At 60.8% G+C, this 19,596-nt stretch carries 21 protein-coding genes; 10 read left to right on the top strand and 11 right to left on the bottom strand.

Annotated features, from left to right (window positions below; all coding sequences use genetic code 11):
• Positions 1 to 298: 298 nt before the first annotated feature.
• Entirely contained in the window at positions 299 to 445 is a 147-nt protein-coding gene (locus A4G99_RS25875; RefSeq protein ID WP_190303728.1) for a hypothetical protein, read from the bottom strand.
• 339 nt (positions 446 to 784) lie between these two features.
• Between A4G99_RS25875 and hisD the strand changes: the two genes are divergently transcribed.
• Complete coding sequence (hisD, locus tag A4G99_RS08955) at positions 785 to 2,056, top strand: histidinol dehydrogenase (protein WP_066142105.1); 1,272 nt, start codon at positions 785 to 787, stop codon at positions 2,054 to 2,056.
• A gap of 18 nt (positions 2,057 to 2,074) precedes the next feature.
• Here hisD and A4G99_RS08950 read toward each other — a convergent pair whose 3' ends face one another.
• Complete coding sequence (locus A4G99_RS08950; protein ID WP_223301784.1) at positions 2,075 to 2,650, bottom strand: rhomboid family intramembrane serine protease; 576 nt, start codon at positions 2,648 to 2,650, stop codon at positions 2,075 to 2,077.
• A gap of 166 nt (positions 2,651 to 2,816) precedes the next feature.
• Here A4G99_RS08950 and A4G99_RS08945 point away from each other — a divergent pair, with 166 nt between their 5' ends.
• On the top strand, positions 2,817 to 3,674 hold the full coding sequence (locus A4G99_RS08945) for a formate/nitrite transporter family protein (protein WP_066142103.1): 858 nt from the start codon (positions 2,817 to 2,819) through the stop codon (positions 3,672 to 3,674).
• 3 nt (positions 3,675 to 3,677) lie between these two features.
• On the opposite strand, the gene A4G99_RS08940 is transcribed toward A4G99_RS08945, so the two are convergent.
• Positions 3,678 to 4,877, bottom strand: a complete 1,200-nt coding sequence (locus A4G99_RS08940) for an ABC transporter substrate-binding protein (protein WP_066142100.1) — start codon at positions 4,875 to 4,877, stop codon at positions 3,678 to 3,680.
• A 178-nt stretch (positions 4,878 to 5,055) separates the two neighbouring features.
• Between A4G99_RS08940 and A4G99_RS08935 the strand changes: the two genes are divergently transcribed.
• A complete protein-coding gene (locus A4G99_RS08935) occupies positions 5,056 to 6,084 on the top strand; it encodes a DUF4352 domain-containing protein (RefSeq protein ID WP_066142095.1) in 1,029 nt (342 codons plus the stop codon).
• A 45-nt stretch (positions 6,085 to 6,129) separates the two neighbouring features.
• On the opposite strand, the gene A4G99_RS08930 is transcribed toward A4G99_RS08935, so the two are convergent.
• The gene (locus A4G99_RS08930; RefSeq protein WP_082837742.1) at positions 6,130 to 7,314 is read right to left on the bottom strand and encodes an alanine--glyoxylate aminotransferase family protein; all 1,185 of its coding nucleotides are present in this window, start codon (positions 7,312 to 7,314) and stop codon (positions 6,130 to 6,132) included.
• A 192-nt stretch (positions 7,315 to 7,506) separates the two neighbouring features.
• On the opposite strand from A4G99_RS08930, the gene A4G99_RS27110 reads away from it, so the two are divergent.
• The 5 genes from A4G99_RS27110 (at position 7,507) to A4G99_RS08905 (ending at position 10,956) form a co-directional block, all read left to right on the top strand.
• Complete coding sequence (locus A4G99_RS27110) at positions 7,507 to 8,187, top strand: four-helix bundle copper-binding protein (protein WP_223301783.1); 681 nt, start codon at positions 7,507 to 7,509, stop codon at positions 8,185 to 8,187.
• 181 nt (positions 8,188 to 8,368) lie between these two features.
• Positions 8,369 to 9,313, top strand: a complete 945-nt coding sequence (locus A4G99_RS08920) for a metal-dependent hydrolase (RefSeq protein WP_066142089.1) — start codon at positions 8,369 to 8,371, stop codon at positions 9,311 to 9,313.
• Between the two features lie 104 nt (positions 9,314 to 9,417).
• Positions 9,418 to 10,029, top strand: a complete 612-nt coding sequence (locus A4G99_RS08915) for a hypothetical protein (RefSeq protein ID WP_066142086.1) — start codon at positions 9,418 to 9,420, stop codon at positions 10,027 to 10,029.
• Complete coding sequence (locus tag A4G99_RS08910; RefSeq protein ID WP_066142083.1) at positions 10,026 to 10,673, top strand: hypothetical protein; 648 nt, start codon at positions 10,026 to 10,028, stop codon at positions 10,671 to 10,673. The genes A4G99_RS08915 and A4G99_RS08910 overlap by 4 nt, the downstream gene beginning before the upstream one ends.
• Before the next feature lie 85 nt (positions 10,674 to 10,758).
• Positions 10,759 to 10,956: a dodecin gene (locus A4G99_RS08905; RefSeq protein ID WP_066142080.1), complete on the top strand. Its 198-nt coding sequence runs from the start codon at positions 10,759 to 10,761 to the stop codon at positions 10,954 to 10,956.
• A 58-nt stretch (positions 10,957 to 11,014) separates the two neighbouring features.
• Here the strand turns inward: A4G99_RS08905 and A4G99_RS08900 are convergent, their stop codons facing one another.
• The 3 genes from A4G99_RS08900 to A4G99_RS24345 form a co-directional block, all read right to left on the bottom strand.
• Complete coding sequence (locus tag A4G99_RS08900) at positions 11,015 to 11,383, bottom strand: iron-sulfur cluster assembly accessory protein (RefSeq protein ID WP_066142078.1); 369 nt, start codon at positions 11,381 to 11,383, stop codon at positions 11,015 to 11,017.
• A gap of 190 nt (positions 11,384 to 11,573) precedes the next feature.
• Entirely contained in the window at positions 11,574 to 12,569 is a 996-nt protein-coding gene (locus tag A4G99_RS08895) for a DUF1028 domain-containing protein (RefSeq protein ID WP_066142501.1), read from the bottom strand.
• A gap of 122 nt (positions 12,570 to 12,691) precedes the next feature.
• A complete protein-coding gene (locus A4G99_RS24345; protein WP_082837740.1) occupies positions 12,692 to 13,078 on the bottom strand; it encodes a hypothetical protein in 387 nt (128 codons plus the stop codon).
• A gap of 358 nt (positions 13,079 to 13,436) precedes the next feature.
• Here A4G99_RS24345 and A4G99_RS08885 point away from each other — a divergent pair, with 358 nt between their 5' ends.
• Entirely contained in the window at positions 13,437 to 14,153 is a 717-nt protein-coding gene (locus A4G99_RS08885; protein WP_066142071.1) for a hypothetical protein, read from the top strand.
• 19 nt (positions 14,154 to 14,172) lie between these two features.
• On the opposite strand, the gene A4G99_RS08880 is transcribed toward A4G99_RS08885, so the two are convergent.
• The 4 genes from A4G99_RS08880 to glyA form a co-directional block, all read right to left on the bottom strand.
• Positions 14,173 to 15,066, bottom strand: a complete 894-nt coding sequence (locus A4G99_RS08880; RefSeq protein WP_066142066.1) for a bifunctional methylenetetrahydrofolate dehydrogenase/methenyltetrahydrofolate cyclohydrolase — start codon at positions 15,064 to 15,066, stop codon at positions 14,173 to 14,175.
• 98 nt (positions 15,067 to 15,164) lie between these two features.
• On the bottom strand, positions 15,165 to 15,614 hold the full coding sequence (locus tag A4G99_RS08875) for a hypothetical protein (RefSeq protein WP_066142063.1): 450 nt from the start codon (positions 15,612 to 15,614) through the stop codon (positions 15,165 to 15,167).
• 5 nt (positions 15,615 to 15,619) lie between these two features.
• A complete protein-coding gene (locus tag A4G99_RS25870) occupies positions 15,620 to 15,790 on the bottom strand; it encodes a hypothetical protein (protein WP_190303727.1) in 171 nt (56 codons plus the stop codon).
• A 79-nt stretch (positions 15,791 to 15,869) separates the two neighbouring features.
• Positions 15,870 to 17,117, bottom strand: coding sequence for a serine hydroxymethyltransferase (glyA, locus tag A4G99_RS08870; RefSeq protein ID WP_066142059.1), 1,248 nt, complete (start codon positions 17,115 to 17,117; stop codon positions 15,870 to 15,872).
• Between the two features lie 106 nt (positions 17,118 to 17,223).
• On the opposite strand from glyA, the gene A4G99_RS08865 reads away from it, so the two are divergent.
• Complete coding sequence (locus A4G99_RS08865; protein WP_066142056.1) at positions 17,224 to 19,332, top strand: hypothetical protein; 2,109 nt, start codon at positions 17,224 to 17,226, stop codon at positions 19,330 to 19,332.
• Positions 19,333 to 19,596 lie beyond the last annotated feature (264 nt).

Here is a 19,596-nt window from a genome sequence, read left to right as displayed (position 1 = left end):
TTCCACCCTATTTTGGGTTATGTATCAAAATCTATGCAGAAGCAATCGCTCGGATCGGAAACGGCGAAACCACTATCCGTCGATAGAAACGATGTGCACGAAGCAGTGGCTCAGAATTTGATTGTCGAAAGGAAAGCGGAACACGCGGGGGCGAAAAGACCCCGCGTACCGCTTGCCGCCCTGAATTGGTCCCCGCTGACGCTTCGGCCCTCCAAAGCGAAGCGTCAACTGCAACAAAACGGCGTAGTGACTTAAAGGTAACGATTTCGATAACTGTGGGTCACAGGGTGAAAAAAAGTTAGATGTACTCCTCCTCCAGCGTCCATCCCAACGCCCGCTTGTAATACGTGAACATCTGACGGATTCCTTGATGGTTCATTTCGTCGCTTTCTAGCTGTTCTTTGAGGAACTCGTACTGCTCCCGAATCTCTTCTTCGTCTCGCATATTTCGCCATTTCGTGGCTTCGGCGGTTATGCGTGTTGGTGGATTCGAGGGAACGACTCGGAGTGGGCGGAGCTGTAAATCCACCAACTACTGGGGAGTAATCGCTCGAAAAGCCCGACTACAGACTACGAGACCGTTCTGATTTTGTTGTGATTGCAACGACCGAGCCCCGACATTACCGCACCGCGCCACACCGTCCCCAACCGACTGCGTTTCTCGCGCGGGCGGGGGCTTTCGAGGTCTGCTTCTCAGTGACTCCAATCGAAAACGAATCATCTCCCACTCGCCTGTTCATCCGAGAGCGCAACGTGTTTTTCCGCCCGCTTCGAAACCCCGTCCATGAATCCAACGGAGACCTCCGAACTCGGGCCGAACGAGCGTCAGGCGCTGTTCGACCGTGACGCGGGTATCGAGGGCGTCAGGGGCGACGTGCGGGACATCATCGACCGAGTGCGCGAGGAAGGCGACGTGGCGGTCCGAGAGTACTGCCGCGAGTTCGACGGCGTCGAGGTGGGTAACATCGACATCACGGACGACGCCGAACGCGCCTACGAGGAGATAGACGATGACGTGCGCGAGGCCATCGAGGACGCGGCCGACAACATCCGCGCGTTTCACGAGGCCCAGGTGCCGGAGGACTGGCGTGCGGACTTCGACGGCCGCGAACTCGGCCGTCGATTCCGCCCCATCGAGCGTGTGGGCGTGTACGCACCCGGCGGTACGGCGGCATACCCCTCCAGCGCGCTGATGGGCGTCATCCCGGCGAAAGTGGCTGGCGTGGAACAGGTCGCGGTCGCCACGCCGCCCGGCGAACCGCAGAACGACATCACGCTGGCCGCGATTCACGCCGCCGGAGCAGACAAGGTCTACCGCGTCGGCGGCGCGCAGGCCATCGCCGCGATGGCCTACGGAACCGAACAGATCGACCGCGTGCAGAAGGTCGTCGGTCCCGGCAACAAGTGGGTCACGGCGGCGAAAGCCGAAGTGCAGGGCGACGTGGCTATCGACTTCCTCGCGGGACCGAGCGAACTCCTCGTCCTCGCCGATGCGACCGCGAACCCAGCGTTCGTGGCCAGCGACGTGGTCGCGCAGGCCGAACACGACGAAAACGCCTCGTCCGTGGTCGTCACGGACGACGCCGAGTTCGCGGAGGCGGTCTGTGAGGAAATCGAGGAGCAGGCGAGCGAACGCCGACGCGAGGACGTGATTCGGGCCGCGCTCGACAACGACGCGAGCGGCGTGTTCGTCGCGCGGTCGATGAGCGAGGCCCTCCTCTTCGCCGAGGAGTACGCGGCCGAACACCTCTCGATACAGGCCGACGACGACGAGGAACTCCTCGACAGGATCGACAGCGCGGGAAGCGTCTTCCTCGGGTCGTACACCCCAGTCGCGGCGGGCGACTACGCCTCGGGGACGAACCACGTGCTCCCGACGACCGGACTGGCGAAGATCACGGGCGGACTGTCGGTCGACACGTTCCTCCGCTCGACCACCGTCCAGCGGTTGGACGAGGACGCGCTCGACTCCCTCTCGGCGACGATCACGACGTTGGCCGAGTCGGAAGGACTGGACGCGCACGCCGAGAGCGTGCGGAAACGGTTCGAAGAGTAGGGATTCCAGTAGCCGCAGTCAGTTTTCGAGAAACAGCAACAGACCGCCCAGACACGCTCCGAAGCAGAGCGGCGGGCCGTGAATGTCGTGCAGTGCGACGAGAGCGACGCCCACGAGTAGCCACACGACGCCCCAGATTCGAACCCGGAGCGGCAACGATTTTCCGCGCCACAGAAGCCAGACGCACAACCCGCCGAGCAGTCCCGCACCGGCGACCGACGCCCCGGAACCGTTCGGTTGCCACGCGTAACCGGCGAGTTCGCCGACGACTCCACCGCCGAAGTACAACAGCAACCAGTCACGGCGTCCGTATAGCCGCTCGACGGCGACGCCGACGATTGCAATGCCGACGAACACCGTCAGCGTGGCCCACCACGAGTCGGCTTGGACGAACAGGGGCGTGACGAGTCGCCACCATTCGCCCGCCGCGAGTGCGTCCGGATTCCGACGCACCGCGGGGAGCAACCCGGGAATCACGAGGTGGAGGGCGGTGCAGAGGATAGTCGTCCCGAGAACGACGGCCGTCAGGACCGGTGGGTCGTCCGTCAGAACGGATGGGGAGTTATCGAACGGTGAACGGCGTCGATTCGACACGACGAAGCGAGGTCGAGGAAGGATAATAAGTGCCGCGTCACAGATGCGATTTCGACGGCTCGATCCGAATAGCACACCCGGAATATGCCGGTGGTGAATGCCCCGAGCCATAACTCCTTTCCTGACGGACTGCCATTGGCGGACACGGTACTACGATCCTTATCCTATGGCACAGTCTACTAACTCCGATACGCAAGCCGACGGCCTGAAATCGTACGAGAACATTCTGAGAGAACAGATCAATCTCGGACTGGAGGAGTTACAGCGTCCCACCAGCGGCCTCTTCCTGTCCGGGCTTTCCGCCGGGTTGGATATCGGATTCGGTCCCCTCCTCATGGCGGTGATGACGGGGCTGATGACCGGGTCCCTGTCGAAACCCGTCACGGAGCTACTCATGGCGAACATGTACGCTGTGGGGTTCATCTTCGTAATTCTCGGCCGTTCCGAACTGTTCACCGAACACACCACGCTGGCAGTGCTCCCCGTCCTCGACAAACGGGCGTCGTACGCCTCGCTCGCCAGACTGTGGGTCGTCGTGTTCGTGGCGAACATCCTCGGAGGAGCACTGTTCGCCGCCTTCGCGGTGACGATCGCCCCGAAACTCGGCATCGCGCACGCCAAAGCGTTCACCGAGATATCGGCGGCACTTGTCAAACACGACTTCCTGGTTCTGGTCGGGAGCGGCATCTTCGCGGGGTGGCTCATGGGCCTGCTGTCGTGGCTCGTCACCGCCGCACGGGACACCGTCAGCCGAGTCCTCATCATCTGGATCGTCACGACCGCCATCGGATTGGCCCACCTTCCCCACTCCATCGCCGGAAACGTCGAGGTCCTGATGGGGATGTTCCTCTCCGCGAAAATCACGTTCGTCGATTACGCCCGCTTCCTCCTCGCCGCGACCATCGGCAACGCTATCGGTGGCGTGTTCTTCGTGGCCCTGCTGAAGTACGGGCACGTTACCAGAAATACGGACGCCGAGAATGTGGATGACGTGGATACCGCTACTGCCGCCGAATCGGAGTAGGCGTCAGAACTCCCCGTTGACGATGTCCGCGACGCGCTGGTGGTCGTACAGTTTTTCGTCCACGCCGTACAGCAGTTCGGCGGTTCGTTGCGTGAGGACGAGGTTCGTGATCGGTCCTTGGTACAGTCCACCGGCGCGGTAGACGTCGCCGTTTTTGACTGCCGTGAGATTGCTCGCGGTGTTGTTGTTTTCCAGGAATTTCACGACCGTGTTCTCGAACTCCTCTCTGCTCTTGTCTTCGTAGCCGCGGAGCAGGAGTACTTCCGGATCCACCTTCAGGAGCACTTCGAGGTCGATGGCCGCACGGCTTCCGTGGAAATCCTTGACGTCCGTCTTCGCCAGCGCGTCATCGACTTTGAGGTCGTTCAGGTGTTTGAACCCGGTTCCCTTGCCGATGATGTACGGATAGAACTTCTTCGGTTCGTCGCCGACGCCCCAGACGACGGCAGCGGACGGCCGTTCACCCTTCGACGGGACGACCGACTCGATGTTCGACTGGAAGTCGGCGTGGAGGTCCGCGAACGCCTCGTAGCGGTCGTGCCGCTTGAACACCTTCGACAGTTTTTCGAAGCCCTCCATGAGGGTGTAGTATCGGTAGTCGTCGTGCCACGTGTAGTGCTGTGCGTAGATGCAGTTGCCGAACAGCGGGCCGACGTTCTTTTTGATCTCGTCCACGTCCGATTGGGACCATCCCTTGAACCGGTTCATCAGGAAGTTGGGGTCCATCACGTGCACGTCTGCGTCGAGTTGGTAGAACAGCTCCTTGTTGACGCCGTCCTGGTACAGGTTCTTCATCCCGCTCTTGTCCACCGAGACGCCGTCTATCGCGTCGTAGTACTGGGTGTGATACCGACTGGTGAGCCAGACCGCTTTCGGCGGTTCGAGGCCGAGCGCGATACCCATGTCCGCCCAACTGCCGTTGTTGGCGACCCACGTCTTCGGAACGCTCTCGAACTCAACTTCGCCGACGGGAACCATCGAGACGGAGTACGGACCGTCCGTGGTAGTCGTCGATTCGCTCGTCGTGGACTCGTCCGACGAGGCCGTCGTGTCGGTGCTGGTCTGTGTGCTATCAGCGCCGTCGGAACCGTCATCGCTGTCGCTGGTACAACCGGCGAGCAACCCGCCGCCGAGTGCCGCGCCAGTTCCCTTGATGACGGTGCGTCGCGTCCGTAGTCCGCGTCGCCGTGAATCGTCAGCCATGATTTTAGGCTCGCCTAAACACCTATAGTCGTTTCGAACTTTAGGTGGGCCTAAGATAGTGATGGCCGTGGAAACGGCGGCTTCGGGGGAGAAAACGGCCGTACCTCATTCGATCACATCTGTCAGATATTCAATCAACATCATATACTTTTAACAGCCGGGACGGGCCTTCTGTTTCATGGAGAAAGGGGCGCTCGTCGGGCGACGGACGTTTATCGCGGCGAGTGTAGCGACGACGCTCGCCGGGTGTACCAGCCACGGGAGCGACACGACGGACGCGGGCACGTCGTCTTCCTCGACGAGCGCGGAATCGGCCACTTCGTCCTCCGGGACGGACAAAAACGGCGACACGGAACGGCGGCGAACGGAAACGACCGTGTCGGTCGGTTCGGTCGTGAAGGACGACACGCTCGCCATGGTCGTTCGCAGGGTGACGACCGAGGAGGAGTTGGGCGAGTTTCGGGATGCGGAGGAGGGTAAGACGTTCGCAGTGATTCGGATGGCGGTCAAAAACCGAGGTTCGGAGTTCATCGATTTCGAGGACTTCCTCGATGCGAGCGTCGTGGACGGGGAGAATCGGACGTACGACCCATCGATCAGTTCCCCCGACCACCCGATTCGAAGCGGGGTGCTCGCCCCGGGTGAAGTCGTGCGCGGCGACATGGTCTTCGAGGTGCCGAAGGGGGCGTCCGAGCTATCGCTTCGACTCGATTTCGACTCGTTCACCAGCTTTCGATTCGAGCAGGTAACCGTCTCGCTCGGGAAGAAAGCCGACTCGGTCGCCGACCTGAAACAGTCGCTCGACGACGTACTCTCCTCGGGGGAGAAAGCGTCACACGGCGGCGTCTCGGTCGCCGTCCACGGCGTCCGAACGACGACGCAATTGAACGAAATCACGGACGCGACCGACGGACACGAGTTCGTCGTCCCGGACATCGAAATCACGAACGACGGCGACGAGCGACTGCTCGTCTCGACGCTGCTCCAGATGCACGTAAAGACGGGAGCTGGTCTCGCGTACACGGCGGACATCGGTGCGAGTTCCGGTTTGAAACAACCGCTCAACGAGAGTTCCGACATCGAGTCCGGGGAGTCTCACCGCGGTGAACTCGCCTATCAGGTCGAAACCGGCACCAAGCCGCTCTACTGGGCCTTCAACTTCCTCGAAGCGGACGAACCGTACAAGGGGTTTTGGAAACTGCGCTGACCGTTCGGTAGTCCGCCCGTGCATCCGTAGAAATCGGTTTTCGACTCAGTTGCCGAGCGCTTCGCTCGTCGCCGCGAGTCCCGCCTCCACGTCCACGTCCGCGCCGTGTTCGCGGAGCGCGTCGCCGAGCGCGCTCACGAGGTACGAGACGGTTTCCGGGCGGGCGGAGTAGCCCATGCAACCGATGCGGAAGATTTCGCCGTCCAAATCACCGAGTCCGGTGGCGATTTCGAGGTCGTACTGGTCGAGCAGGTAGCTCGTGATGTCGGTGTCGGTGACGCCGTTCGGTACGCGAACCGCGTTGAGGCTCGGGAGCCAGTACTCCTCGGGCGCGTTCATTTCGAGACCCATCGCTTCGACGCCCGCCTTGAGCGCACCGGCAACGTCGCGGTGGCGCTCCCAGCGCGATTCGATGCCTTCCTCGCTGACGAGACGAAGCGCCTCACGGAGTGCATATACGTTCGTGATGGGTGCCGTGTGGTGGTACGCCCGGTCATCACCCCAGTAGCCTTCGAGGAGCGAGAGGTCGAGATACCACGAGCGAGGGGATTGCTCGCGGGAGAGCACCTTTTCCATCGCGCGGTCGTTGAGCGTCAGCGGACTCGCACCCGGCGGGCAGGAGAGACACTTCTGCGGGCCGGAGTAGGCCACGTCGATGTCCCATTCGTCCACCTTCAACTCGACGCCCCCGAGCGATGTCACCGAGTCGGCGATGACGTAAGCATCGTGGTCGTGGGCGATGCTCGTCAGTTCGGAAACGCCCGGTTGAACGACGCCGGTGCTCGTCTCCGCGTGGATAAATCCGAAGATATCGGGCTGGTGTTCCTCGAACGCGACCTGCACGTCGGCGGGGTCGAGTGGTTCGCCCCACGGCGCATCGACGTGGACGACTTCGCCACCCGCCCGTTTCGCCATGGATTCCATCCGGCCGCCGAAGTAGCCGTTAGTCGGAACCAACATCGTGTCGCCGGGTTCGACCAGGTTTCCGATAGCGGCCTCCATGGAGGCGGATCCGGTTCCCGAGACGGGAATAGTCCATTGATTCTCCGTTCTGAAGGTGTACCGGAGGAGGTCCTGAACCTCGTTCATGATGTCGATGAACGACGGATCTAAATGGCCGACCAACGGCGTGCTCATCGCGCGGAGGACGCGTGGATGTACCTCGCTCGGACCGGGACCCATCAGCGTTCTGTCGGGCGGTGTCAACTCGCCTACCGTAGGGTTCTCCATGCCTTTCCGTATCACGCGCGGTGACAAAAATCCCGCCGTCCCGGCAGTCGATACCCAACGGACCGTTAAATCGCACAACGCAGCGTTTCTCCCGGCGAACGGATCACGAACGGTCGAAACGGTCGGTCCGGTTTATTCGGGTCATGGGTGTAGGACGGGGTACCCCAGCACGTTGCTGGGTGGAGAAATACCATGACACAACAGAGACCCATGCAGCACTCGCAGGCGCGGAGCGGCGGTGGCAACGAGTACGGCACCGAGTATCAGCAGGGGTACGGGCAACCGCCCGTCAGTCAGCAACGTGGCCGACGAGGGGGAATCGGCCAACAGGTGCCCAATCAGGGATACGGCGGTGAAACCGGCCCCGGCGGAATGGGCCAACGAGAAATGGCTCAAGGAGGGACGACCCAACGAGGGGGAATCGGCCAGCAGATCGGACGAGGGATGACACAACCGGGCGGCCAGTTCGACGACCAGTTGCCGGGCGAGATGCGTGTCGCGCTCGAAGATTTCGAGCAGGCCGCGAAAGTCTGTGATTGGTGTGCCGATAAATGTCTCGACGAGGGGCCGGAGATGGCCGAATGTATTCGGCTCTGCCGTGACGTTGCCGACCTCGGAACGCTGAACACGAAGCTCATCGCGCGTGACTCGGTCTTCGGACCGGAGCTCGCCGAAATCTTCGCGAACGCGGCCGAGGAATGTGCAAGCGAGTGTATGCGACACCAGAACCCGCACTGTCAGGAGTGTGCGTCGGTTCTTTCCCGGGCCGTCGATTCGACCTACCGATTGCTCGACCAGTTGGGGACGACGGGACAGGAGCCATCGACCGGTGGTATCCAACAGGAGATCATGGGCGAGCAATCGAGGTTCTAACTCTCACATTTTCGGGCCGTCACACGTGCGACGCGAACCGTCTCGTACTCGATTCCAAGCGGCTATTTCTTTCCGAACGGTCGATCCGGTGCAGACCGAAGGTCGGATGCAGTAGGGGTCGGATGCAGTAGGGGGCGGACTGGAGAGAAGCTTATGACGACTGAACGCGAAGGGTAGTTCCATGATGGTCGGCCACGCGCTGCTCGCCTTCGGGGTGGCAGCGCTCGTCGCCCGACGATTCTGGTCCACGGAGCGCGCGCTCGCGTTCGGGGTCGTCGCGGGCGTCTTCGCTACGGTCCCGGACGTTGACATGACGTACGCGGTGATCGGGCTCGTACAGTCGGGATTCGGCGGCGTCTGGCGGATGACAGCCGAGTTCTGGGGGAGCGCACACCTCGTCCACCGCGCCGTGACCCACTCGCTCGTCGTCGCCGCAATCGCCGGTCCCGCGTTCGTGCTGGCGACCGGCGATCGGTGGAGGAAACTTCTGTCCGCGGGCCTACTGGCGGGACTCGTCTGGATCGCGTTCGCAAACAGTGGCTTCCTCGGAGCGGGCGTCATGTCCGTCTTCGTCGTCGTCGGAACGGTCGCCGCGCTCGTCGCCGATTCGCGCACCGACCTCGGGCCGAGGGAGCTAGTTCTCGCCGCCGTCTTCGGGCTGATGTCCCATCCGTTCGGCGACGTGTTCACGGGGGCACCGCCACAGTTCTTCTACCCCTTCGACGTGACGCTGCTGCACTCCCGCGTCGCCATCCTTTCGGACCCGACGCTGAACCTGCTCGCCATTTTCGGGCTGGAAGTCGTGCTGGCGTGGTTCGCCGTCTCGGTGTACTTTCACCTCAGCGGCGGCCGCGTTCGTGAGCAGTTCCGCGAACACATCCACCCGCGTGCGGCGCTCGGGGTGGGATACGCGCTGGCCGCGCTGGTGATTCCCGCCCCGACGCTCTCGGTCTCGTATCAGTTCGTGTTCTCGGTGCTCGCGGTAGGTGCCGTCGGCGTCGGACCGCAACTGCACCCCGAACGACCGTTCCGCCCGGTTCGGAACCCGAGGGCGTGGCTGTGTACCGGCATGGCCGCGGTGACACTCGCGGCCGTCGCGTACGCCGCGGTGTATCAGTTCGCCTGAACCGCTTTCCCGACCGAATAGTCCGTTCAGCTGAAATTCCCGACGGATTTCGTTTTTCGCGTCCTTCCCTATCATTTCTTACCGCCCGCGCTCGTATTCAGGGTATGGCACAGCGGGTCAGTCAGTTGGACGCACTCGTGGAAGACAAGCGTGTCAACGCGGGACTGGCGTGGCTACTCGTCGGATTTCTGGTGATCGTGATGATCGGGAGCCTGGTGCAGGACGACCTGCTATGGGCGATGTTCGCCGGAAGCGTCGCGGTGCTCGCGCTGGTACCACCACTGGCCTTTCGGAACACCGAAGCGATGCTCCCGTGGGAAGTGCTCATACTCGCCGCACTCCCCGTCCTCGGACGGGAACTCGCTACTCTCGCGCTCACCACGCGTGTCGCCACGTATCTCTCGGTCGCCGCGCTCGCGCTCATCGTCGCCGTCGAGTTACACGTCTTTACCCCGGTTCGGATGAACCACTGGTTCGCCGTCCTCTTCGTGGTCATCGCCACGATCGCGACGGCCGGGGTCTGGGCAGTCGTCCAGTGGCTTTCGGATAGCTATCTCGGAACGCACCTCCTCCACAGCGAGTATCGACTGATGTGGGATTTCGTCTACGCGACGGTCGTCGGCATCGTCGCGGGACTCGTCTTCGAGTGGTACTTCCGACGAGTCATCCCGACCGAAGAACGGTTGCCCGCCGAGATTCAGGAGCATCTCGAATGAGAGTACGCGAACGCCTCGGTATCTCCGAGCATAGACAGCAACAGTTGACGCGCGTGATGGAACTCTGTCTCGTCGGCATCTTCTTCGTCGGCGTGGACAGGGGGAACCTCGGAATCATGATCAACAGCGCGCTGGCGTTCGCGGTCACGCTCACCCCCGCAGTTCTCAAGCGCGATTACGGGATTCCGATGGACGCCGGGTTGACCCTGTGGATCACCACCGCCGTCTTCCTCCACGCGGTCGGCACCCTCGGACCCTACCAGAACGTCTGGTGGTGGGACCACCTCACGCACCTGCTGTCTGCGTCGCTCGTCGCTGGCGTCGGCTACGCCACCGTCCGGGCGCTCGACTCACACTACACGGACGTGTATCTCCCACCTCGGTTCATGTTCGTCTTCATCCTCATGTTCGTCGTCGCGTTCGGCGTCATCTGGGAAGTGACCGAGTTCGCGGTCAGCGGCCTAGCATCCATCGTCGGCGGAAGTGCGGTCCTCACCCAGTTTGGACTCGACGACACCATGCTCGACTTGGTGTTCGATACGGCGGGCGGCCTCGTTACCGCACTCTGGGGGACGGCCTACCTCACCGACGTGACGGGTGCCCTCGCGGCCCGCCTCGACGCACGGATGCAGGGGTCCGAGTAAGGAGCGGAATACGGAACGGGATGGGAACGGGAGGGACCGGGACGGCCGATGCGGTTTTTACCGGTGCGGAACAATCACATACCCCATGGTGTTCAAGAAGATCACCCTCATCGGAACGAGCGACGAAGGATTCGACGAAGCGACCGAAAGCGCCATCGACCGGGCGGAGGAGACGCTCGACAACATCAAGTGGGTCGAAGTCGACACCCTCGGCGTCGAAGTCGCCTCGGTCGAAGGGCGTCAGTACCAATCCGAAGTGACGGTCGCGTTCGAACTGGACTAACGGGAAAACAGCCACCGATCCATTCTTTTGCCGATACCGCGAGCTTCGTCGCGTCGAATCAGGTTCGGAAGCTCTCGCCACAGCCACATTCGGAGACCACGTTCGGGTTCTCGACGTGGAATCCCGCACCTTGGAGACCGGTCTCGTAATCCACGACGCTCCCCTCGATGTAGTTCATGCTCGCCGGATCGACGAACACCCGCAGACCGTAATGTGTGAACACCGTATCGTCAGGCTCCGGTTCGTCGTCGAACCGCATTCCGTACGACAGTCCGGCACAGCCACCCTGCTGTACGAACAGTCGAAGCCCCGCTACCGAATGGTCGAGGCCTTCGCTGTCCAGCAACGACAGCGCTTGTTCCGCTGCATCTTCGGTCACCTCGATTGTCGGGCTTTCCTCCCCGTTCGGTGCGGCATCTGTACTCATAGATACTGCTTGTCGGTCAAGCCTCATTAACGTTAGCCCACTCGCAAACGGCTCCGGAATCGGTTTTCTCCGAACTGCAAAAACCACACCCCGTCCTCCCAAACCGATTCCTCGGGAGAGCGTCGCTCTCACTTGCTCTCGATCAATTACAGCAAAAATCGAAATCCGAAAATTCCCTCTCGTGTCGCCGTCACTTCCGTTGCAGTCGGGAGAGGCCGTGCCAGATGGCGTCGACCATCTTCCCTTGGCCGTCACCGGACGACTCGTCCCAGCCGCGTGCGAGGGCGTCCTCCAGCACTGGAAGCGAGTGGTTTTCGAAGTTGTTCAGGCCGCGAAAGTCCTCCAGGGCGTCGCGTTCCTCGTCGCCGAATTCCGCCGATGGCGTCCCCTCGAAAAAGCCCATCTCCGCGAGCGTGCCGCTGACCTGTTCCGCGACGTCGCCGGTCAGTTCGCGCGTCTCGTCCGGGGCTTCGCGCTCCAGAAGGGTCACGTCGTAAATCTTGAAGACGCGTTCCAGTTCGTCGATTGGAGTTTCGTGGTCGTCGACGCGCACGTCCACCCAATGGTCGTTACGGCCCTCGTAGCCGCCTTGCGGTTTGGCGATGGAGAGCGCGGCACTCTGTTCGCCGCGTTTGTCACCACCGGCCTCGTTGCCCGCGTGGAGCGCGGCAATGAGTCGTTCCGGTAGTCCGCCGTCGGTCTCCTCGAACGTCTCGGCCATCGCTTCGAGGGTGGCCCTGTTTTCGAGGATGTTCCCCTGCACGGTGTAGTGAGCGCCCTGAATGTCGCCCGCGTAGTCGAAACACTCCATGCCCGTGAAGGCGGCTATCGAGTCCTCCTGTGCGCCCACGTTGTGGGATTTCGTCCGGCGGCGGGCGGCGATGGGTGCCTCGACGACACCGAGTTGTCGCGACTCGAAGTCGGGGTCGGCCCCGGTGAGTTCCATCACGACTTCGTCGGCGGGAGTCCCCTTCCGGAGCAGTCCGAGGCCGTCCGGTCCGTAGGAAACGTTGGCGAAGCTCTGTGTGGCAATGGCTCCGGCGTCGGCGCTGACGAACGGGACGACGCTGCCGACGCTGACGAACTTCGATTGGACGGCGACGCCGATGGCGTCCTGTTCCGGGTCGCGAGCGACGATGGAGAACGTGGACGGTCGCGGTCCATCGTCTGTGGCGTGGTGTGACATACGCGGGACGAAGCAGTCCATCCCGAAAAGCGTTCACTAGTCGGAAACGTCGTCGGGGTTCCCGCGTCGCTCTTCGTGTACGATTCGTCCGCGTGCTGTCCGCGTGTCGTTCGTCCGCGTTTCTACCCGTCCGTTTTGCCCTCCTTCCGCACGGTAAGTGGCTGGCGCGAGACGAGTTCGCAGTCGAACTCGGGATGTTCGGCGAAGTGGTGGACGAGTATGTGACGTCGCCCGCCGGTCAGTCCCCGTTCGTCCACGTCATCGGCGGTGAACGCCCCGGGAAGCCGGTCGTACAGGTCCACCAGTACGTCGAAGCGCTCGAACACCTTTCGATGACCAGCGGAATCGGCACCGCGACGCGAGACGACGTAACTGCCGTCATCGCGGTGCTCCCCCGCCGTGTGGAGGTATTCGCGGCGTTCGGTCAGCGCTCGACCGAGAACCTCCCGCAAGTGGGTTGCCTCGCGTCTGGTGAGTTCGTGTGTCTCGCCGGAGACGGTCAGCGACACGCCATCGTCCGTTCGCTCGGCGGAGACTGGCGTCTCGGCGGGAGCGGACGAGTCGTTCGCGGAATACTCCGCAGAATCAGCGGTACAAGTGGCCGAGAATTTCTCGACCAGTCGCCACGGGGCGACTTACTCTATCCTCCGAGCTTGTTTCACTCGACATAGTAATACGGAGTAGTTCGTGACCGCTGATAAATGTACTGGGGAGAAAGGAACTGTAGCGGGGACCGAAGGTGAAAGAGGAGCGGTGAAGAAGGAGAAGTGAAAGGGAGAAGTGAAGAAAAGAGGGGAGAGGTGGAAAGGAAAGAGGAGACCGCTCACGCGCGTGAAAGTTTTTACCGCGGGCCTGTAACGGATGGGCATGAAAGTTCGCGGAACCCGTGAGTGCAAGCGCTGCGGGAACCAGTGGTCGTACTACGAGACGGGGAGCGTCACGTGTCCCGACTGTGGAAGCATGGAGAGCGTCGGGTTGGACGAGAATCGTCTCCAACAGACCGACCGTCCGGCGACGCTCGACCTGGTCGAAATACGGAACGCACTCGACAAGGAACCGGCGCGCGAGGTCGCAGACCTCGCGGCGAAGGAGGGCCGCAGATACGTCAGAAAGCGTGGGTTCATCCGCGGCGGCGAACTCCTCCCGCTCGACGGCACCTACCTCGCCGCGAACGAACTCCGCCACGCGGGCGAGTTGTTCAGTCGGTCGATGCGGATGACCGACGACGAGGAGATTTACTTCTACTCCCTGCTCAGCGGGGCCGACGAGGGCGAACGACCGGACACCGAGGACCTCCCGGAGTCGATCTACGAGATTCGCGGGTTGGCCGACGCCGAATCGCTCAAGGAGTATCACCGGGAGATGGGAGAGTGGACCAGGGAACACGACGTCAGTCGGGAGAGCAGGAGTACGCTGGAAACCCTCGGGGAACACGTCCGCAGGGCGCAGGCGCTCGAAGGCGGAACCGACATCGACACCGCGGAAGTGCTCGTATCGGCCGCCCGTGAGTTGCGGCGATATTTCGATGAAGGAGACTTGGACGCCCTCGCAAGCAGTCAGGACAGGCTCGACCGGTTAGGATAGCGCCGTTCGACTCTCCGCTTTACGGCAGTTCGACGTCGATGCCCGTCTGCTCTCCGGCGGCCTTCACCGTGTTGTAGAGCAACATCGCCCGCGTCATCGGACCGACGCCGCCCGGCACCGGCGTGATCGCGCCCGCTTTCTCCTTCGCGCTCTCGAAGTCCACGTCGCCGACGAGTTCGTAGCCCTTCTCGTTGTCCGCGTCCACGCGGTTGACACCCACGTCGATGACCGTTACTCCCTCGGAAAGCATCGAACCGTCGATGAGTTCGGGGACGCCGCAGGCCGCGACGACCACGTCCGCTTCGCGGGTCTTCGCGGCGAGGTCGTCGGTGCGGGAGTGACACACCGTCACCGTCGCGTTGCCACCCTCGGCTTTCTGAATGAGGAGGTTCGCGAGCGGTTTCCCGACGATGTTCGACCGGCCGACGATGACCACGTCCTTTCCTTCGGGGTCTACGTCCGCCGATTCGAGAAGCTTCTGGACGCCGTGTGGCGTGCAGGGTTTGAATCGCGGGTGGCCCGCCACGAGTATGCCGACGTTCTCCGGGTGGAAGCCGTCCGCGTCCTTTTCGGCGTCGATGGCGCGGAGCACCTTCTGTGAGTCGATGTGGTCCGGAACGGGCATCTGGACGAGAATCCCGTGGACGTCGGGGTCCTCGTTCAGGTCGTCGATGGTGTCGTACAGTTCCTCGGCGGGTGCCTCGGGGTCGATTTCGATGTGAATCCCGTTGATACCGACCTCCTCGCAGTCCCGCTGTTTCATCGAGACGTACGTCTCGCTCGCCGGATCGTCGCTCATGAGCACCGTCGCCAGTCCCGGCGTCACACCCTCCGCTTTCAGCGTCTCGATGCTCTCGCCGAGGTCGCTTCGAATGCCCTCCGCAACCGCACGCCCGTCGATGATGTCCGTCATTACCCGACGTTGGCACTCGAAGCCCCTTAAACATCCGGGTTCGTGCGTATTTTTGGCCTTTAGAATTCGGATATATACATGTTTGTGACCATCCCCGGTCAAGTTTCCAGTAACTCCATGCTGTCGAATTCGACGGGTATTGAACGGGAATACGGCTCTCCGCGGAATATTATAGTCGTTTCCACGCGTTTCGGGGTGAGTTCCTTCAGTCGGTCGAACGAGATTGACGAGTTCGAGAAATTTTCGACGTAGTAAACTACCACGGATCGCGCGGCTTTCGCAGTCTCCTCGTCAGCGGACCCGATTCCAGTTGCGATACCGACGAAGTTTCCGTCTACTCGCGTCTCCAATTCCTCCCGGACGGCATCCAGCGCGGCCTTGGCGGCCCGATATTCGATCCATCTTTCGACCGGCATCGTATCGTACTCCAGTGGCTCCTCGCCGTGACAGACGCTCGGATACCGAATCACGTCGTCGCGTTCGACGTATTCGACGTTTCCGTCCTCCACGTGCATCCTCGCTCGAAGAACGTCTGAATCGTCGGTCATCGGTATCACCGAGTCGATTGAACCCGGTCCACCTGCTCGCGTGGGTGGAACTGGTTCGCCGTCTCCGTCTGGATGCGAATCCACCCGGGATAGATGGCGACGGTCACGTCGGCGAGGGACGTTCCGTCGGTGAACACGATGTCGGCGCGTTTGAAACCCGCGAGTTGTTCAGGCATGGTCGAACCTCACGGCGTGCCGAATTAGATGTGTCGCTCGCGAAAAAGAAACGTCGAGGGTCGAGGGTCGAGAGTCGCGTTACTCGTACAGCGGGTTCTCTTCGCAGAGGGCCTGCACTTCCTCGGCGACTTCCGCTTTCACGTCCTCGTCGTCGATGTGGTTTATCGTGCGGGCGATTAGGTCGCCGACGCGTTCGATGTCGTCGGCGTCGAAGCCGCGGGTCGTCAGCGCGGGGGTACCGGCGCGGATACCGCTGGCGACGAAGGGCGAGCGCGTCTCGCCCGGAACCGTGTTCGCGTTGAGGACGATACCGACGTCTTCGAGCGCCTCCTCGGCGTCCTTGCCCGTCACGTCCTCGTGGGATTCACGCAGGTCCACGAGCACGAGGTGGGTGTCCGTGCCGCCGGAGACGAGACCGAAACCGTGGTCCTGGAACGTCTCGGCGAGCACCTTCGCGTTTTCGACGGTCTGGGCGGCGTACTCCTCGAACTCGGGTTGGAGCGCTTCCTTGAACCCGACCGCTTTGCCCGCGACGTTGTGCATCAATGGGCCGCCCTGCATACCGGGGATGACCGCCGTATCGACGGCGTCGGCGTACTCCTCGTCGCACATGATGATGCCACCGCGTCCGGCGCGGATCGTCTTGTGCGTCGAACCGGTGACGAAGTCGGCGATGCCGACCGGCGAAGGGTGTTCGCCCGCGGCGACGAGGCCCGTGATGTGGGCGATGTCCGCGAGGTGGTACGCATCCGCCGCGTCGGCGGCTTCCTGAATCCGCTCCCATTCGACCTGTCGCGGGTAGGCGGAGTAGCCCGAGACGATGATGTCGGGGTCGAACTCGACGGCGTGGTCGTAAATAGCGTCGTAGTCGAGGTAGCCGGATTCGGGGTCCACCTTGTACTGTTCAACGTCGTACAGCTTTCCGGCGAAGTTCACCTTGTGACCGTGGCTGAGGTGGCCGCCGTGGGTCAGGTCGAGGGAGAGAATCTTGTCGCCGGGTTCGAGAACGGCGAGGTAGACGCCCATGTTCGCCTGCGAACCGCTGTGCGGTTGGACGTTGACGTGTTCGGCCCCCCAGAGTTCCTTCGCGCGCTCGATGGCGAGGCTCTCGACCGTGTCGATGTGCTCACAGCCACCGTAGTAGCGCTCGCCGGGATAGCCTTCCGCGTACTTGTTCGTCAGGGTGCTTCCCTGTGCTTCGAGAACCGCCTCGCTGGCGAAGTTCTCGCTGGCGATCATCTCCAGCGTGTCGCGTTCGCGTTCGACTTCCGCTTCGAGAGCGTCGGCGACTTCCGGATCAGTCGCTCGAACGTGGTCGTACTCCATGTGAAATCCCGGGACACCGCGAGGTATAAGTTTACCCTTCGCACGGCAGATAGCCGTCCCCGACAGAAATATAAACTAACAGTGAGATAACGCTTCTATTACCGGTATGATCGAATGGGAGGAAACGGAGACAGGGGTTCGCGCGTTCGACCGGACAAAAACGGGGGTCACCATCGATGCACTCGACTGGAAGTCCGGCGGCGAGACGCAGGAAATCGAACCGCCTATCGACGAGTTAGTCCCCGGTTACGCCTCCGAACTCACGTTTCCTTCGAGTTTGGTGAAGATTACGGAAATAGAGACAGAGGAACAGTACGAACACGGTAACGACACTGAATCCCTCGAACTTCCCGAGGGGGAGTACCTCGCAAACATCCACGGGAACGTCAAAACGTACCTCCGATTTTCGGGTGGGGCGACCGTTCGGAAAACGGAAGATTTCGAGGATTTAATCATCGATTTCCACGAACGGCTTCCGATTACGTTCGGCTTTCGAAGCCATCACGAAGTCCCACTCGACACGATAACCATCCCACCGACGACAGATGGGCTAGCGACTGCGATTTCCTACGCCTCTTCGTCGCACAAAGCGACTGGTCCCGACAGATCGTATCCAACCCTCCGCGGGCATCCACCTCGATTCGAGGTGGGAGACGAATTGAATATTCCGGAGCCGGTTCGCGCCGAGAAGAAGGACGTCGGCATAGAGATACGGGTTCCGGACGATTTTAGAACACTATTCGTCACCGCACCCCTCGCGTACTACCTGCAAGCGGACGTGATTGTTGAAAACCGTGACGCACCGGAGCTTTCGGCACCCGAAGTCAACTTCACGTACTCGTTCAGTCCGCTCCCGTCGTATCAACACGAAGTTGCCGATATGCTCCGACGAGTGTTTTTCATGGATTGTCTCGTCCGCAACGAAGGACCCTACAGCTGGGACCTCGCGGAGTTGTCCTTGCTTGATGAGATCGACATGGACACAGAGGAGACCTACGAGGCGACTCCAGCCGAACAGCTCGTCACTTACAGCTTCGTGGATTTCGAATGTATCGACGATGGTTTTCCGGACTGGCATCTATCAATGTATGTCGAGCCGTCGCTGGAAAATGTCTCTTCTCTCCCATATCTGCTCTCGAACCTGAGTCTCATTTATCTTCCCGAGTCATCGGACCTACAGAAAAACGAACTACTGGACATTTCGCTTGGCGATTTCTACCGTGGCAATGAACAACCGACGCAGTCGACCCCGCGTGCAGTGCCAACTGACGAATCATATCGAACGACCGACAGAGTTCATTCAGTTGATAGAGTGATGCCGGAGCTTCAGCGAGGACAGATTCACGGATGGTTAGCGGACGGCGTACCTATCGACGTGTTCAAAGTCGAACCGAGTGCCTACGAGAATCGTTTCAAATACCTCGAACAGTCAGAAGGAGAGAACATCGGCGTAACACTGATACTGAACGATGAGACGATGGAAGAAGAACACGAAGACGTGGCGGAGATCTACTTGGAGCGGGCTGAAAATCTCCCAATAGAAGTTACCGTTCGCGAACATCTGTCGCGTGTAGAACTCGCTGAAACTTTGGAGACACCTTGTGATTTTGTTCACTACATCGGCCATTGTGAGGCATCAGGGTTGCGCTGCACAGACGGAAACCTTTCAGTGAAATCTATCGAACAGAGCAACGTCCAGACTTTCTTCTTGAACGCGTGTGGTTCGTACTTTGAAGGAATGGAGCTTATTCGAAAAGGAAGTGTGGCAGGAGCGGTGACGTTCAATAAAGTGTTGAACAAACAAGCTGGAAAAGTCGGTGTCTCGTTTGCTCGGTTGCTGATCAACGGCTTTAGTATCCAGCGGGCACTTCAAATCGCTCGGCGGCGTATTATGATGAATAAGGATTATGCCGTCGTCGGTGATGGGACACATCAACTAGCACAGAGTGACAATTTCTTTCCAACTGTCGGAGAGATCATTAAATTAAATGATGGTTCCTTCCAGTTACTCTGTAATGCGATGGCGGAACGACTACCCGGCGGATATTATCAAATAAATACCGGCGGAAACAACAAAGTACACCTTGGGGGGAACAGCACGGATTACAAATTAGATCGAGTAGAAATAGCGGATTTCCTCACCAATGCGGACTTTCCCATCGTATACGACGGAGAATTGTATTGGTCTGCCGAACTCGCGCCGGTGTTTAGCTAGGGTCCCGCTCCAGCATCAACGCGACCCAGTGGCACCAAAACTCCGCCGAAGTGAATGGTCGCTACAAACATCAAACTGAACGCTGCGTTCAATGCCCACGGATGACTCCCGAACCACTGTCGGATTTCGGATCGCATGATACATGTTGAAACATCACATTCATACTTCATTCTTTCGGACTGTTCACGCAATCTTGATTTGGTAATTACCGCTTACCCCTCGGAATTATCCGGTTATTCCCGGCCAACAACGGTTATCGGAAGG

The sequence above is a fragment of the Haladaptatus sp. R4 genome (assembly GCF_001625445.1).
GTDB lineage: Archaea > Halobacteriota > Halobacteria > Halobacteriales > Haladaptataceae > Haladaptatus.
The sequence above is the reverse complement of the archived record's forward strand: the minus strand, read 5'-3'. Positions and strand labels throughout refer to the sequence as shown.

What these genes read in the sequence shown, in the direction of transcription:
- A4G99_RS25875 (WP_190303728.1), bottom strand. Translation starts at nt 445, where the DNA reads ATGCGAGACGAAGAAGAGATTCGGGAGCAGTACGAGTTCCTCAAAGAA.
- hisD (WP_066142105.1), top strand. Translation starts at nt 785, where the DNA reads ATGAATCCAACGGAGACCTCCGAACTCGGGCCGAACGAGCGTCAGGCG.
- A4G99_RS08945 (WP_066142103.1), top strand. Translation starts at nt 2,817, where the DNA reads ATGGCACAGTCTACTAACTCCGATACGCAAGCCGACGGCCTGAAATCG.
- A4G99_RS08940 (WP_066142100.1), bottom strand. Translation starts at nt 4,877, where the DNA reads ATGGCTGACGATTCACGGCGACGCGGACTACGGACGCGACGCACCGTC.
- A4G99_RS08935 (WP_066142095.1), top strand. Translation starts at nt 5,056, where the DNA reads ATGGAGAAAGGGGCGCTCGTCGGGCGACGGACGTTTATCGCGGCGAGT.
- A4G99_RS08930 (WP_082837742.1), bottom strand. Translation starts at nt 7,314, where the DNA reads ATGGAGAACCCTACGGTAGGCGAGTTGACACCGCCCGACAGAACGCTG.
- A4G99_RS27110 (WP_223301783.1), top strand. Translation starts at nt 7,507, where the DNA reads ATGACACAACAGAGACCCATGCAGCACTCGCAGGCGCGGAGCGGCGGT.
- A4G99_RS08920 (WP_066142089.1), top strand. Translation starts at nt 8,369, where the DNA reads ATGATGGTCGGCCACGCGCTGCTCGCCTTCGGGGTGGCAGCGCTCGTC.
- A4G99_RS08915 (WP_066142086.1), top strand. Translation starts at nt 9,418, where the DNA reads ATGGCACAGCGGGTCAGTCAGTTGGACGCACTCGTGGAAGACAAGCGT.
- A4G99_RS08910 (WP_066142083.1), top strand. Translation starts at nt 10,026, where the DNA reads ATGAGAGTACGCGAACGCCTCGGTATCTCCGAGCATAGACAGCAACAG.
- A4G99_RS08905 (WP_066142080.1), top strand. Translation starts at nt 10,759, where the DNA reads ATGGTGTTCAAGAAGATCACCCTCATCGGAACGAGCGACGAAGGATTC.
- A4G99_RS08900 (WP_066142078.1), bottom strand. Translation starts at nt 11,383, where the DNA reads ATGAGTACAGATGCCGCACCGAACGGGGAGGAAAGCCCGACAATCGAG.
- A4G99_RS08895 (WP_066142501.1), bottom strand. Translation starts at nt 12,569, where the DNA reads ATGTCACACCACGCCACAGACGATGGACCGCGACCGTCCACGTTCTCC.
- A4G99_RS08885 (WP_066142071.1), top strand. Translation starts at nt 13,437, where the DNA reads ATGAAAGTTCGCGGAACCCGTGAGTGCAAGCGCTGCGGGAACCAGTGG.
- A4G99_RS08880 (WP_066142066.1), bottom strand. Translation starts at nt 15,066, where the DNA reads ATGACGGACATCATCGACGGGCGTGCGGTTGCGGAGGGCATTCGAAGC.
- A4G99_RS08875 (WP_066142063.1), bottom strand. Translation starts at nt 15,614, where the DNA reads ATGACCGACGATTCAGACGTTCTTCGAGCGAGGATGCACGTGGAGGAC.
- A4G99_RS25870 (WP_190303727.1), bottom strand. Translation starts at nt 15,790, where the DNA reads ATGCCTGAACAACTCGCGGGTTTCAAACGCGCCGACATCGTGTTCACC.
- glyA (WP_066142059.1), bottom strand. Translation starts at nt 17,117, where the DNA reads ATGGAGTACGACCACGTTCGAGCGACTGATCCGGAAGTCGCCGACGCT.
- A4G99_RS08865 (WP_066142056.1), top strand. Translation starts at nt 17,224, where the DNA reads ATGATCGAATGGGAGGAAACGGAGACAGGGGTTCGCGCGTTCGACCGG.